The following is a 13,154-nucleotide window of genomic DNA, read 5'->3' as shown; positions in this document are numbered from 1 at the left end:
ACCGTTCACGCCCATCTAATGAGGAGGCAATTATGAAGAACAGATTTAGAACAATTAAAACCCTTGCTGCAATTATGGGAATCAGTGCATTACTGCATGCCGTTCCAGCTCAAGCAGACAGCGTTCATATCGCTAAGAATGGCAACACTTTTTATACTTTATCCAAGCAATATAATGTAGGTATGAATGAATTAATGAAAGCAAATCCAAACGTTGCAGCACTTAACATTTACGAAGGCCTTGAAATTACTATCCCTAGTAAGATGCAGGCTGAGTCCGTAACTACAACTGACAAATCACCAGTGATTACACCAAGTCTGAATGTAAACTCAGAGTCCAAAACAGTAGAAGCATGGGGTAAGTCCTTTAATTATGACAAATCGATTCAAGTCAAAGCTTCAGCTTATTCTTCTGCAAGCAGTGAGAACGGCGGATGGGGTGCAGTAGATTATTTCGGAAATACTCTCAAGCTTGGTACTATTGCTGTTGATCCAAATGTGATTCCTCTCGGTACCAAAGTATTGGTGACAGGCCATTCACATGATGGATTGCCTAAAGATGCGTTCTTAGCAACTGCAACGGATGTGGGCGGTGCTATAAAAGGCAATCGTATCGATATCTTTATCCCTGGTAGCCAAAGCTTTGTATCATCATTCGGTTATCAATATGTACAATTATACATTGTTAAATAGATAGATAAAAATAGAGAGAATACCTATGAGATATGAAAAGTTCTAAAATAAGGTTACACAGGAAACGGAGGAAGTCCTTAGCGGCTGCCTCCGTTTTTTGCGTATTATAAAATATATATTTGGGGGTAATTTATTTACTTTTGGACACTTGTAGTAATTGAGGAACGGTAACGAATGTATAGCCCCGCTTGCGCATAATAGTGATTACTTCAGGTAAAGCCTGAATCGTTCCCTGTAGATGACTACCTGGACCGCCTCCACCGTGCTGAAGAATAATCGCTCCTCTTCCAATATGGGCTAGAATATTATTTCTGACTTGGTTTTTGGAAAGTCCCTTCCAGTCCAATGAGTCCACATTCCAATTCACGAGCGTGTAGCCATGGCTTTTTGCCCATTTAAGCTGCTGTTCACTGATGTCCCCATAGGGTGGGCGAATTAGTCGTGGTTTATATCCGGCCAAGGTTTGTATAATATCCTCGGTCTTTATGATTTGTGATCGAAAATCATTCATCGCAAGCTTCACAAACTGAGGGTGGTTATACGAGTGATTTCCAATCGCATGTCCGTCTCTAATCATTCTTTTCACCAAAGCTGGATGTTTTTTTGCTCTGCTTCCCACCACAAAGAAGGTTGCTTTGACATTGTATTTTTTCAGGGTGTTAAGCAGTTGGGGGGTAAATCTTGGATCAGGAACATCATCAAAAGTAAGTGCTATGACTTTATTCCGAGGTCCACTAGTCTTAAAAGTCTCTGGATATTTGTGTAACAGCTGACTTAATGTCAGACCTTTAGTGTTTTTATTGCTGTTAAGCGTCGAACTATTTGTAGCAGCGCTACCTGCTGAAATTGCCGTATCTTCGTCTGAAGCGGGTACACTTTGTGTTTGTTCTTGCGGAGTCTTCTGACTTTGCACAGGCGCTGACGCAACCTCTGAAGAATAGGTTGGGAATAGCATAGTTATGATTGTTCCTAATATTACAAGCAGTTTCTGACCTCTCCGTTGAAAATACATCCCCATCTGCCTCCTTTACTACCTGATCACCGTCATATTCTTAATTGTTATCTCCACAGATGGGTAAATTTATGCTGATAACAATACAGTATTGGTTAAGATTTCTTGAAGGAACCAATGCGTGTATACTAATAGAACGGGGAATTCCGAGTCAATTATAGATTACGGAAGGATGGAGACATGAATGTCTGATTTGTTTGCACCGTATGAATTGAAGGGGTTATCGCTGAAGAATCGTATTGTCATGCCACCTATGTGCCAGTATTCGGTGGATAAAGAGGATGGCATCCCTAATGATTGGCATTATGTTCATTATGTAAGCCGTGCTATTGGCGGTACAGGATTTATTATCGTGGAAATGACTGGCATACATCCAGATGGTAGAATCACTAATCGAGATACAGGAATCTGGAGTGATTCGCAAATTGAAGCTTATCGTAGAATCACGGATGGTGTTCATGCGTATGGATCAAAAATCGCTGTTCAATTAGGACATGCTGGACGAAAAGCTGTGGATGCAGAGCCGCCTGTGGCTCCATCAGCAATTCCTTTTGATGCTAATTTCAAAACGCCACAGGTTCTTTCTAAAAAAGGAATTTCAGAATTAATTGAGGCCTTCCGTGAAGGGGCGCGCAGAGCTATAGAGGCAGGATTTGATACGGTCGAAATTCATGGTGCACATGGTTATTTAATTCACCAGTTTCATTCACCATTGACGAATACCAGAGATGATGAATATGGACAAGATCCTGCGTTGTTCGGAGAACAGGTAGTTAAAGCAGTCCGAGAAGTGGTTCCTGTAGACATGCCATTGATTATGAGAATATCTGCGAAGGAATATGTAGAGGGTGGATATGATGCTGCATACGCTCTGGATATTTGCCGACGCTATAAGAATGCTGGAGTGGATCTGTTCCATGTTTCTTCTGGAGGAGAAGGTCCTATAGGTTCAAATGGAGGGCTGGGTGCAGGCCCTGCTTATCAAGTGGATCTGGCAGAGTTTATCCGTAGTGAATTACAGGTGCCTGTAATTGCAGTGGGGCGGCTTGAATCCTTTACTGAGGCACAGTCCATCGTCGCGGAAGAACGGGCAGAGCTGATAGCCGTTGGCCGTGGGATGTTGAGCGATCCCTATTGGGCTTTACATGCGGAAGAGGCGCTTGGAAGCGTACGTAATGTCCCCAAACCTTATGAACGCGGGATCTGGAAAAAGGGATAGCGCGCTTTGAATGTGAAGTTTGTCACAGATTTTATACTCCTTCTAAGGCAATCTTAATAAAGATAAAATTTGAAGGAGCTTGATAACGTGGGGATGGTTTTAAGTAACGATCGGCTAACTGACGGAGTGTACCACCTTAAAGTTGAAACGAATAGCGGCGGTGAAATGGGTCAATTCTACATGTTACGGGCATGGGATGCTTATCCGATCCTTTCCAGACCGTTAAGTATACATGAAGTAAAAGAAGATAGTGTCGAATTTTTATATCACGTAGTGGGGGAAGGCACTGAGATATTTTCACGGTTGAATCCTGGTGACTCAGTGGAGCTTGAAGGGCCTTTTGGCACGGGATTCCCACAGGTCGAAGGCAAGGTTGCACTTATTGGTGGTGGAATCGGAATAGCGCCGCTATATTATTGTGCAAAGCAGCTGCCTAGTTGTGATATCTTTCTAGGTTTTAGTCGGGAAGCTTACCGGACAGAAGCTTTTCGTCCATTAGCAGCCGAGCTTACAGTAGATGTAGGCGGATTTATTTTGGATCGTGTGGATTTTAGTCAATATGATCATGTTTTCGTTTGCGGCCCACATCCTATGCTTAAAGCAGCACAGCTTAAAGGCGTAGCGGCCGAAGAGGCAGGAAGCAATACAAAAGTTTATCTCTCTCTAGAGAATCGAATGGCTTGCGGCATTGGTGCCTGTCTTGTTTGTAGTGTTTCTTGTCGTGATGGTCAGCGAAAAGCCTGTGCAGACGGACCCGTGTTCCTTTCTGAGGAGGTGATTTTTCATGACTAAGATGAGTACAACAATTGCAGGCGTTCATTTTAAGAATCCGATTGTAATGGCTTCAGGAACATTCGGCTTTGGTCGTGAATATGGAAAGCTGTATGATGTATCTTTGCTAGGTGGAATCTCTGGGAAAGGGCTCACCCTCCATCCAAAAGCAGGTAACCCTGGCACTCGTGTTTATGAGACAGCCTCTGGCATGCTGAATAGTGTAGGATTGGAGAATCCCGGTGTAGCTGCGTTCTTGGAAAAAGAATGCCCTTATTGGGAAACACTCGATACAGCCCGTTTGGTGAATCTTGGCGGCGGGACGCTTGAGGATTACGTACTTGGAGCAGAAATGATCCAGCGTGATGCAGATCTTCGATCAAGCGCAGGTAAACCAGCTGTTGATATGATTGAGTTGAATATTTCCTGTCCAAATGTAAAAGAGGGCGGAATTGCATTTGGAATCAAGACTTCAGAAGCGCAAAAAGTAGTACAAGCTGTTAGACGTGCCACTAAGCTACCACTTGCGGTAAAGCTGTCTCCAGGTGCTGAGAATATCGTTGAGATGGCGCAAATGTGTGAGGCAGAGGGAGCAGATGCTGTCTCGCTGATCAACACCATTTCCGGGATGAAAATTGATGTGCGACGGAGAAGTAGTGTATTTAATAACTTGTATGCCGGACTGTCCGGACCAGCGATTAAGCCAGTTGCATTGCGCATGGTGCATCAAGTCGCACAGAACATATCTATTCCAGTAATCGGAATGGGGGGCATCACCACAGCTACTGATATTATTGAATTTATTATGGCAGGTGCTTCGGTAATCCAAGTAGGAACCTACAATTTCATGAATTTGAGAGCAGGTAGCCAGCTTGTTGAAGAGCTTGAGCAATTCATGGTTCAAGAAAATATTCAATCCTTGGATGAAATACGTGGCATTATATAAAGTGGAGTAGTGAGGAGATACTATTGACTTCTAACAAGATTAACCCTGAGGATATTGAGCTGATGGCGACGCCTGTCGGACGTGATCTCTTACTCGTAATTAGTGGGGGCGTTCGTCATATTGGAGCGGCAAGTACTGCGTATTTAAATGGAGAGCGGGTGGAAGTGCAGACCTCTGCGGTTCCTCATCATAAAGAGCATACGATAAGCGAAGATATTGCCATTAGGGTAGCTGAGGCTTTAAACAGGACGGTCACAGTGGTTATGGGCATTCATTACGACGATCTCACGAAAGAAGGTATTAAAGAGGTCGTTGAGATCGTAAATAATAAAGTAATTCAATATTTAGCGCAACAAATGTGAAACGGGATTGGCAATTCTGCGTAAAAGATATCAAGTGAGTATTTAAATTATCTTTTGGAGGAATGAAACCATGTCTATATTTAAAAGATTGCGCGATTTAACAATGTCTAACGTGAATGCGATTATCGACAAAGCAGAAGACCCGATTAAGATGACCGATCAGTACATTCGTGATATGACCGAAGATTTGGAAGATGCAGAAAAAGCGGTAGCGGCTCAAATCGCTATTGAGAAAAAGTTCAAGCAGCTTTATGAAGAGCAGGAAGCGCTTGTTAACAAACGTACGCAACAGGCACATGCTGCAGCTCAAGCTGGTAATGTTGACCTTGCTCGCCGAGCTCTGGAAGAGAAGAAGGCTGCTGAAGCTAAACTGGTAGAATACAAAGCTAGCTTCGATCAGAACAAAGCATCTGCGGATAATCTTCGTGGGAAGCTTGACGAAATGCGTAAGCAACTTACTCAAATGAAGAACAAACGTGAAACCTTGGTTGCTCGTTATAATGCTGCTAAAGCTCAAACCGAAATTAATAAAGCGATGAGTGGTTTCAGCTCTGATTCCGCATCTGCTGGCCTGAAACGTATGGAAGAAAAAATGATGCAAGCAGAAGCTCAAGCCGAAGCTAGCAACGAGATGAGCTCGGGCAACAAATCACTTGATGATGAGTTCGAGAAGTTGAACAAAGATCAAGCAGTAGAAGATGAATTGGCTGCTCTGATGAAACAATACGAGAAGCAATAACATTTGATCTTAGCCGTTTCACGGCTGATGTTCACAGGCGAAGGGGAGACAGGAATATCGTTTCCTCTTCGCTTTATCTATGCTTATGACAGCATGCAAAATGAATAAGCGGGGGCTATTAGAATGGATTTCCATATCCTGGTGTCCATGGTCGTGTGGACAGTGAGCGGCGCGGTGTTGCTGTTTGTGCTGATGTTCGTAGATTCACTCTTCACTCGATACAATGATTTAGAAGAGTTAAAGGCTGGAAATATGGCAGTTACTACACGTTTTGTAATGAAGCTATTGGCACAGGCATTCATTTTATCATCATCGATAGCTGCTTCTAACAGCCTGCCAGATGCTTTGCTGATCTCGATTGTATCTTTTTTTCTTTTGCTTATATTGGAAAGAACGGTCCGTCTCCTCTTGGCTAAATGGGGGAGTCTGGATCTGGATCATGGTACACAGCTTGGCAAAATCGGGTACGGCTTATTATCAGGCTCACTGCAAATTACGGGAGCTTTAATTATTTCTGCATTTATGTAGGGGGAACGATCAAGTTGAGTATATGGAAACGTATAGGTAATCTTTTTTCCAAACCAGCGGCACAGGAAGTTCAGAAAAGTATGCTTAATTTGTCTCCCGGAGACATCTGTGAAGTATCGCTCGTTACCTACGAGGTTACCGGCAGGACCCATAATCGTGGACGAAATGCGGTAGTGCTGACATTAAGAGATGGTAGTCAAATTGCCTATTTGCATATTGAGGAGCGGGAACAGCTGCAATATGGTTTATATAAACCTATTGATGGGCGCTTAGATAATCCTGCTGAGGTTCCAACAACACTTGAACTGGACGATTATACATTTTTTCTGGAGGAAGAGTATGAAGGATATGTTGCTGCCCTAGGCCAAACCCCTTTTATGAATGGTGGAGAGCAGCATGTATGGCAATATCAGTCAGATGATTCTCGGCTTCTGCGTGTAGAATGGCAACATGGACGGTTCATGCTGTATGAAGGGGAGAAAGTAATTCCTGGTGATGTGAAGGTAATTAGAGCATCCTAGACATGAATCGTAAGAGATGTGATCTTGAGATCGCATCTTTTTTTTGTAATTACGTAGCTGAAATCGGTAAAGGATTAATGTCGTTTCCACCATTCATTTTACTTCAGGATAGCTCATGTTAAAATAGTACCTATTGTACTACAAAAAACGGACGATTTAGAGCGGAGGTATGGTATGAAGGATCATAAATTTCAGCGCAGAGCGCTTCAAGTAAAAGAGGCACAGGCCAAAATAATCAAATTTGCTAATCCGCTAGAGTCACAGGAGGTCTCATTGAATGAGGTCTGTGGACGTTATTTGGCTGAGGAAGTGATTGCGCCACATCCTTTTCCCGCGTTTAACCGTTCTAGCATGGATGGATATGCAATTATTGCAACAGATACCAATCACTGTGTAAATGGACAAGTCGTATGGTTAGAAATGGTGGACAATATTCCATGTGGTGCTGTGGCTTCGGTAGATATAACTTCGGGAACAGCAGCAAGGATAATGACTGGAGCACAAGTGCCGTTAGGGGCAGATACTGTAGTTATGCTAGAAGTAACGGAGACACGTGAGGAGGAAGGAAAGACTTACGTAGGTATTCGAAAGAAGCAGGAAGCGAAGTCTAATATCACACCGATGGGGCTGGAGTTAAGCTCTGGTGAGCTAGTGCTGCCAGCGGGACGATTAATCTCTGCGGGGGATATAGCTGTTCTGGCAGCGTTTGGCATACATACAGTGAAAGTCTATCGTCGGCCCAAGGTAGCTATCTTTGCGACAGGCACAGAGCTGCTAGAGGTACATGAACCACTACAGCCTGGCAAAATTCGAAACAGCAACTCACCCATGCTCGAAGCTTTAGTCAAAGAGGCAGGTGGGGAGCCCGTGATGCTGGGATCTATTGTGGATGATCTGGAGCTGGCTCGAAGTAAAGTACAGATGGCGCTGGAAACCTATGATTTTGTAATCACTACGGGTGGAGTATCGGTAGGAGATTATGATATTATGGGCGATTTGGTTCGTGAACAGAGTGGAGATATGTTATTTAATAAAGTGACGATGCGTCCGGGGAGTGTAACCACTGCTGCTGTTAGAGGTGGTAAGCTGCTGTTAGCCCTATCAGGTAATCCAGGTGCTTGTTTCGTTGGTTTTCAATTGTTCGCACGTCCGGTTATCAGATTAATGCAGTGTGCGTCACAGCCGTTCTTACCAGAATGGAGCGCCACACTCGGTGCAGATTATAACAGAGTAAATGACTTTACCCGATTTGTTAGAGCGCGATTAGAGATCCGTGAAGGCAGCCTTTATGCCATTCCAGCAGCGATAGACGAATCTTCCGTGATGGTCACGATCAAGGATAGTGATTGTCTGATTGTTGTTCCACCAGAGGAACGAGGCTTATCTGCGGGTGCTAAAGTGACTATTATCAAGCTTCCGGGAGAAATACGGGGATAGGATAAAGGTAAAATGCTTTTTGACATTAACAATAGGACGGAAATAGCTAATTATCTAATATGCCAACGATATTATTTACAACATTTCAATATATGAAAAATTCACAATAGAAAAGCTAATAATTCAACATAATGCTAATCTGATCAGTCTTTCTAATCCATGTAAAAAGAGAGCCCGCCACACCTTTTCCATAAAAATCGGATAGGGTATGGCCGGCTTTTCGCAAAAAATTAACTATCCAAACGCCGTTCAATCGCCTCAGACATCGTTTTGTCCGTGAGATGAGCATAGATCTCGGTTGTTTCTGTCGAAGCATGCCCGAGCTGTTCTTTCGTTTTATAAATATCGTTTTGCAGATAATAGTCTGTTGCAAAAGAGTGACGAAGCTTATGTACCGTTAGATAGGGCTTACCAAAGCGTTTTGCATATTTTATAATCATTTCTTGAATGGCTCTTTTGGTCATGCGTTTGCCTTCTTGCCGTCCATTGGGCAAAGCGATAAATAAAGCTTTTTCCCTTTTTGGCGTTTTATAACGGGATTGACGTAGGCTTAAATAAAGAGCTAAATCCTCTTTAGCTTGTTCTCGAAAATAAACAGGGGTTTTGAAGGTTTCATCATTGTTCCCTTTTCGGGTGACGTAGATCAGCTTGTTGTTAACATCCAGATCATCCACGTTTAGATTGACTACCTCTGATACACGAAGACCAGAATTCAGAATTAAGCTGGCAATACAGGCATCGCGTTCACGATTTAATTGAAAGGAGTAATAGGCTTGTTTGTTCCCTTCAACATCTCGTCCATATCCTTCGAAAATGTACCCCACGAATTCCAGTAGTTCCTCATCCTCCAGAATCTTGCCCTTTAATTTAGCAGCAGTATCCTTAGGTTTATGCGTTCGTTTAACTTCAACCTTAGCCATAATGTTTCGCTTAAGTAATGGATAGAAGTTCTCGTCCTCAGCGATTTGACTTAAATAATGAAATAAAGAGCGTAATGCGGACAGCTTACGGGACACGGTTACTCGTGTATTGGCTCCCTCAGCTCGGGTAGTGAGATGTAGGCGGTATCCAACAATACTATCCATATGCAGGGTTTCTAATTCCAGCAGAGTGATCTCTGTATTGGAGCTGGCCTGTGAGAGGCCTTCTGCACGCAGCCATCCAAAAAAGGACTCATAGTCCCGAATATACTCCAGCAGGGTGGAAGGGGATAGATCAGGACGCTTATAATCAATAAACTGCTGAACAAACCAAGGCATGAGAGGTAGCTTTAGATCCAGTTTTTTACGGTCATCGTTCTTTTGAACGCTCATGTGATTCACCTTTTCCATAGTTTGCATATAATTTCTTCTTTCTATCTTATCATGTTTTGTCCTCCCATGGGTTTTGATCAAAGCTATTTACTAGTGATGAACTTGCTCCTGAAGTAACTAAGTTATATGATGTGTAGTAAACATAAATGTCAGAGGTGCACTAAATGGAACTTGGAATGGAGCTGGTTCCCAAAGAGCGGAAACAGACGATAAGCAAACTAATGCAGTACTATTTATATGATTTCACCCGTTATCTGGAGCTTGATGTAGATCAAGATGGAGTATATCCAGCTTATCCGGGATTAGAATCATTTTGGAGTAGTGGCAACAATAAATTTGCGTATTTGTTCAAAGTAGACGGGAATATTGCCGGATTTGCTTTGGTAGAACGGTTGTTGTATGATCCCGAAGGGCAATTTTACATGACTGAGTTTTTTGTGATGCAAAAATATCGCCGGAGCGGTGTGGGGACCTGGGCCGCGCATAAATTATTTGATATGTACCCAGGCAACTGGAAGGTGTCACAGGTACGTGCGAATACGCCTGCCCGTAGTTTCTGGCATAGAGTGATTGGAGAGTACACAAATGGAGAATTTAAAGAGCGTTTTAATCCGCCTCAAGGAAATCCGAGTCAATACTTCAACACATTAACTAATAATAAGGTTAATGATTGTAAAGGTAACAGCGATGATGTAGTCATGAAAAATTAATGGTTATCTTACGATAATTAAGATAAATGCAGAAATAGTTTACATAATAATTGTTATGTAAACTATAAATGAATAACCTAACAGCCTTAACTGGATTGTTGGGTTATTTTTGTTCATTTCACCCAAGCACAGAGTGGGATTTAGCATATCTTATGATGTACTCAATTACAAAGGAGGAGTTAAAATGGGCGAATTCGCAGGAGGATATGGTGGATTTACTTCCACAGGAGCGATTCTGGTTCTGTTTATCCTGTTGGTTATCATCACTAAAACTCTTTGTCTGTAATCCTTTAACATCATGAAGTGTGGTTCCGCCAGTCTATAAGGACTGGCGGTTTTTTATGTCTGGATAGGACCTTAATCGTTGGGAGTTGTATGTGACTTACTATATAGAAAAGAGCGTTATAAATTATATATATTTAACAGTGTTCAATGACTAAACGATGTTCAAATTATAAGGAGACGTAATGATGACCAAAGAACAAAGGCAAATGCGTGAGCGTGAGGAAATGAAGAAAAGAATTTTAGAGGCTGCGGCTTTGTTGATTGCAGAGGAGGGGATTGAAAAGCTTTCTATTCGCAAAATTGCAGAGAAAATCGAGTATTCTCCGGGTATTATTTATCATTACTTTCAGGGTAAAGATGAAATTGTGGTGAGATATTTGCAACAGAAATATACAGATATGGTTGACGGGCTTCAGTCTGTACAACGAAAGGCAGAGCATGAACTGCCACCAGAGATGCTTTTGAGACAATCGCTTGAGCAATGGATCAGGATGACCCTTTCCACAAGTGTTGAGTACCGTAATGTTATGCTAAATGATACACCGGCTGTTCTTAGTTACACAGCAGTTCTATTCAAGGGAGCTGGTCAGGAGCGTAAAGCGATAGGTATGCTCTGTCAATGTCTATCTAGGTTCGAATCGAAAGAACAACATATGGAATCTTCGATAGAGCTCACTGCTCAAGTGATGTGGAGTGCTGCGTTCGGATTAATTATGCGTTTGATTGTGGAAAAGGATTTGCCTGAAGATCAGGTTGAAGCACTGATATCTTGTTATTTGGATTCTATGGTTTCAATAGCAACCAGGGAGATACGTGAGCCTTTAACATAGTAGGATGATCAGAGGGTGGAGGGAAAAATCAGAATGAAGACGATTATTATTTATACTTCTAAATATGGATGTACAGAGAAAGCTGCCTATTTATTGAAAAATCAATTGGATGATGAGACTGAAGTAGTTAATTTAATGCATGCTAAAGAGCCTACATTAGAACGGTACGATACTGTCATCTTAGGTGGGTCTATTTATTTTGGGAAAATACAAAAACAAATGACGGAGTTTACTTCAAAATATCAAAATGAACTAGCTAAAAAGCGCGTTGGATTGTTTATTTGTGCAGGAGCGAAGGGGGAGCAAGCCATACAAGAATTGAAATCTTCATTTCCAGAGAAGCTGTATAACCAATCAATTACAAAAGAAGTGTTCGGTGATGAGATTTACGAAGAGAAGATGACTGCATTAGATCGAGTGGTTCTGCGAGTGGTAAAAGGGAAGAATAAGAGTGTAAATGGATTATCCAAAGAGACGATAGAACGTTTCGCACTTGCGCTAAAGAAGCGGTGAACGAGTGTGGAAAATCGATTTCCTGAAATCAGTTAACATAATCATTATTATGTTAACTGATTATTGTTTCAGATACCAATTATCATTAGTTAGGAGAAGGGGGCTTATAAAAAGTATTGATTTTTGATTTTATCGCTATTATTTTCCGCTATTTCATCATATGAAAAATTCACAATAGATTAATCAAAATCCACTACTGCCTCACCCTTGACACTACACATCAATAAACAATTCACCTCACCCTACAAACAAAACCCATGAAAAAGGATATAACATCCCTTGATCCATTTATACAAGCTTTTTTTCAATGCAAATAGCTAGTTCTATAGCTTGTATCGCATTGTCTAATTCAATTACTGATGAACTACCCTCCACTAGACATTGGAGTGCATACTCCAAACTTTTTTCATAGGGATTAGCTGGTTCTAACAAAAGATCTTGTTTACCTACAGCGGTATATTCAATTAATGAGCTTTCAACAGCTCCATTCATGTTGTCACTCTCTTGATAGACAAGCTTGCCTTGTTCAAAATAAGCCTCATAGCCTACGGTAAAAGGAAACGAAGCCGGCATTTGTGAAGAAACAACGATCTCTGCGGATACATGAGGTTGTTGAAAAATTGCACGGACTAAGGCTTGATTACTTTTACCACCATCGGATCCCCAAACCGAGTGCGGCTCCATAGACCCCAACATCCAGGTCACAAAATCCAATTCGTGAATCATCAGATTTGTAGCGATAGCGTGTAGACCGAGGTCACCCCACAAAGGAGGCGTTTCTCTTTTTAAGGTAAGAGATAAGAGTTTTCCGTATTTCTCATTATGAGTCGCTTCGTAAAGATATTTGTACGCAGGATCGAATTTAATAAACTGGTTGACGAGAATTCGCGAATCATACAGTTGTTCAGCTTCCTTCATCGCAAGAGCATCTTCTAAGTTGTAGCAAACCGGTGTCTCACAGAATACATGTTTTCCATGCTTAAGCGCATCGACTGCATACTGCCTATGTAAAAAAGAGGGCAAACAGATATCAATCACATCGATGGTGGAATCAAGCATAATATCGTCGATATTGGTAGTTATCTCAACGCCAAAAGATTGTTTTAGCTCCTGCAGCTTAGCTTCGTTCCGACCAAAGATAATTACTTTGTCTACTCGATCCATTGTCGTCCATAACTGCGCATGATAAGCTCCGAATCCAGTTCCCAATACGCCTATATTCATGTGTATCAGCTCCTTTAATGTAATGAACTAATCATAACCTTCTATTGTTGAC

16 protein-coding genes are annotated in these 13,154 nt (G+C 41.9%); 13 read left to right on the top strand and 3 right to left on the bottom strand.

Annotated features, from left to right (window positions below):
* Positions 1-32 precede the first annotated feature (32 nt).
* A complete protein-coding gene (locus tag NST34_RS17655) occupies positions 33-692 on the top strand; it encodes a 3D domain-containing protein (RefSeq protein ID WP_076298737.1) in 660 nt (219 codons plus the stop codon).
* Positions 693-822: 130 nt separating this feature from the next.
* Here the strand turns inward: NST34_RS17655 and NST34_RS17650 are convergent, their stop codons facing one another.
* Positions 823-1,704, bottom strand: a complete 882-nt coding sequence (locus NST34_RS17650) for a polysaccharide deacetylase family protein (protein WP_076298736.1) — start codon at positions 1,702-1,704, stop codon at positions 823-825.
* A 184-nt stretch (positions 1,705-1,888) separates the two neighbouring features.
* Between NST34_RS17650 and NST34_RS17645 the strand changes: the two genes are divergently transcribed.
* The 8 genes from NST34_RS17645 to NST34_RS17610 all read left to right on the top strand — a co-directional run bounded on the left by NST34_RS17645 (position 1,889) and on the right by NST34_RS17610 (position 8,227).
* Complete coding sequence (locus NST34_RS17645) at positions 1,889-2,923, top strand: NADH:flavin oxidoreductase/NADH oxidase (RefSeq protein WP_341128436.1); 1,035 nt, start codon at positions 1,889-1,891, stop codon at positions 2,921-2,923.
* A gap of 87 nt (positions 2,924-3,010) precedes the next feature.
* On the top strand, positions 3,011-3,715 hold the full coding sequence (locus NST34_RS17640; RefSeq protein ID WP_341128435.1) for a dihydroorotate dehydrogenase electron transfer subunit: 705 nt from the start codon (positions 3,011-3,013) through the stop codon (positions 3,713-3,715).
* The gene (locus NST34_RS17635; protein WP_076283571.1) at positions 3,708-4,640 is read left to right on the top strand and encodes a dihydroorotate dehydrogenase; all 933 of its coding nucleotides are present in this window, start codon (positions 3,708-3,710) and stop codon (positions 4,638-4,640) included. Before NST34_RS17640 ends, NST34_RS17635 begins: the two co-directional genes overlap by 8 nt.
* A 23-nt stretch (positions 4,641-4,663) precedes the next feature.
* Entirely contained in the window at positions 4,664-5,002 is a 339-nt protein-coding gene (lpdD, locus tag NST34_RS17630) for a prenylated flavin chaperone LpdD (protein ID WP_341128434.1), read from the top strand.
* A 70-nt stretch (positions 5,003-5,072) separates the two neighbouring features.
* Complete coding sequence (locus NST34_RS17625; protein ID WP_076283572.1) at positions 5,073-5,741, top strand: PspA/IM30 family protein; 669 nt, start codon at positions 5,073-5,075, stop codon at positions 5,739-5,741.
* A 123-nt stretch (positions 5,742-5,864) separates the two neighbouring features.
* Positions 5,865-6,269, top strand: coding sequence for a DUF350 domain-containing protein (locus tag NST34_RS17620; RefSeq protein ID WP_042188754.1), 405 nt, complete (start codon positions 5,865-5,867; stop codon positions 6,267-6,269).
* A 14-nt stretch (positions 6,270-6,283) separates the two neighbouring features.
* A complete protein-coding gene (locus tag NST34_RS17615) occupies positions 6,284-6,790 on the top strand; it encodes a DUF4178 domain-containing protein (protein WP_042188751.1) in 507 nt (168 codons plus the stop codon).
* Between the two features lie 174 nt (positions 6,791-6,964).
* Positions 6,965-8,227 carry a molybdopterin molybdotransferase MoeA gene (locus tag NST34_RS17610; RefSeq protein WP_076283573.1) on the top strand — a complete coding sequence of 421 codons (1,263 nt, stop codon included), beginning with the start codon at positions 6,965-6,967 and terminating at the stop codon, positions 8,225-8,227.
* A 230-nt stretch (positions 8,228-8,457) separates the two neighbouring features.
* Here the strand turns inward: NST34_RS17610 and xerS are convergent, their stop codons facing one another.
* Positions 8,458-9,540: a tyrosine recombinase XerS gene (gene xerS / locus NST34_RS17605; RefSeq protein WP_341129562.1), complete on the bottom strand. Its 1,083-nt coding sequence runs from the start codon at positions 9,538-9,540 to the stop codon at positions 8,458-8,460.
* Positions 9,541-9,704: 164 nt separating this feature from the next.
* Here xerS and NST34_RS17600 point away from each other — a divergent pair, with 164 nt between their 5' ends.
* The 4 genes from NST34_RS17600 (at position 9,705) to NST34_RS17585 (ending at position 11,878) form a co-directional block, all read left to right on the top strand.
* Positions 9,705-10,250, top strand: a complete 546-nt coding sequence (locus tag NST34_RS17600; protein ID WP_341128433.1) for a GNAT family N-acetyltransferase — start codon at positions 9,705-9,707, stop codon at positions 10,248-10,250.
* A gap of 184 nt (positions 10,251-10,434) precedes the next feature.
* Positions 10,435-10,536: a sporulation protein YjcZ gene (locus tag NST34_RS17595; protein ID WP_197069683.1), complete on the top strand. Its 102-nt coding sequence runs from the start codon at positions 10,435-10,437 to the stop codon at positions 10,534-10,536.
* Between the two features lie 181 nt (positions 10,537-10,717).
* Positions 10,718-11,365, top strand: a complete 648-nt coding sequence (locus NST34_RS17590; RefSeq protein ID WP_076298730.1) for a TetR/AcrR family transcriptional regulator — start codon at positions 10,718-10,720, stop codon at positions 11,363-11,365.
* Positions 11,366-11,398: 33 nt separating this feature from the next.
* Positions 11,399-11,878: a flavodoxin domain-containing protein gene (locus tag NST34_RS17585; protein ID WP_076298729.1), complete on the top strand. Its 480-nt coding sequence runs from the start codon at positions 11,399-11,401 to the stop codon at positions 11,876-11,878.
* A gap of 288 nt (positions 11,879-12,166) precedes the next feature.
* Here NST34_RS17585 and NST34_RS17580 read toward each other — a convergent pair whose 3' ends face one another.
* Complete coding sequence (locus NST34_RS17580; protein ID WP_341128432.1) at positions 12,167-13,102, bottom strand: Gfo/Idh/MocA family protein; 936 nt, start codon at positions 13,100-13,102, stop codon at positions 12,167-12,169.
* Positions 13,103-13,154: the final 52 nt, after the last annotated feature.

It is taken from the genome of Paenibacillus sp. FSL H7-0714, from assembly GCF_038003765.1.
In the GTDB taxonomy this organism is placed as follows: Bacteria; Bacillota; Bacilli; order Paenibacillales; family Paenibacillaceae; genus Paenibacillus_AQ.
Note: the sequence above shows the minus strand (reverse complement) of the source record. Positions and strands in the feature narration are given on the sequence as shown.

Coding starts and splice junctions, on each gene's coding strand:
- NST34_RS17595 (WP_197069683.1), top strand. CDS start 10,435: ATGGGCGAATTCGCAGGAGGATATGGTGGATTTACTTCCACAGGAGCG.
- NST34_RS17645 (WP_341128436.1), top strand. CDS start 1,889: ATGTCTGATTTGTTTGCACCGTATGAATTGAAGGGGTTATCGCTGAAG.
- NST34_RS17610 (WP_076283573.1), top strand. CDS start 6,965: ATGAAGGATCATAAATTTCAGCGCAGAGCGCTTCAAGTAAAAGAGGCA.
- NST34_RS17585 (WP_076298729.1), top strand. CDS start 11,399: ATGAAGACGATTATTATTTATACTTCTAAATATGGATGTACAGAGAAA.
- xerS (WP_341129562.1), bottom strand. CDS start 9,540: ATGAGCGTTCAAAAGAACGATGACCGTAAAAAACTGGATCTAAAGCTA.
- NST34_RS17650 (WP_076298736.1), bottom strand. CDS start 1,704: ATGTATTTTCAACGGAGAGGTCAGAAACTGCTTGTAATATTAGGAACA.
- NST34_RS17625 (WP_076283572.1), top strand. CDS start 5,073: ATGTCTATATTTAAAAGATTGCGCGATTTAACAATGTCTAACGTGAAT.
- NST34_RS17580 (WP_341128432.1), bottom strand. CDS start 13,102: ATGAATATAGGCGTATTGGGAACTGGATTCGGAGCTTATCATGCGCAG.
- NST34_RS17600 (WP_341128433.1), top strand. CDS start 9,705: ATGGAACTTGGAATGGAGCTGGTTCCCAAAGAGCGGAAACAGACGATA.
- NST34_RS17590 (WP_076298730.1), top strand. CDS start 10,718: ATGATGACCAAAGAACAAAGGCAAATGCGTGAGCGTGAGGAAATGAAG.
- NST34_RS17655 (WP_076298737.1), top strand. CDS start 33: ATGAAGAACAGATTTAGAACAATTAAAACCCTTGCTGCAATTATGGGA.
- NST34_RS17635 (WP_076283571.1), top strand. CDS start 3,708: ATGACTAAGATGAGTACAACAATTGCAGGCGTTCATTTTAAGAATCCG.
- NST34_RS17620 (WP_042188754.1), top strand. CDS start 5,865: ATGGATTTCCATATCCTGGTGTCCATGGTCGTGTGGACAGTGAGCGGC.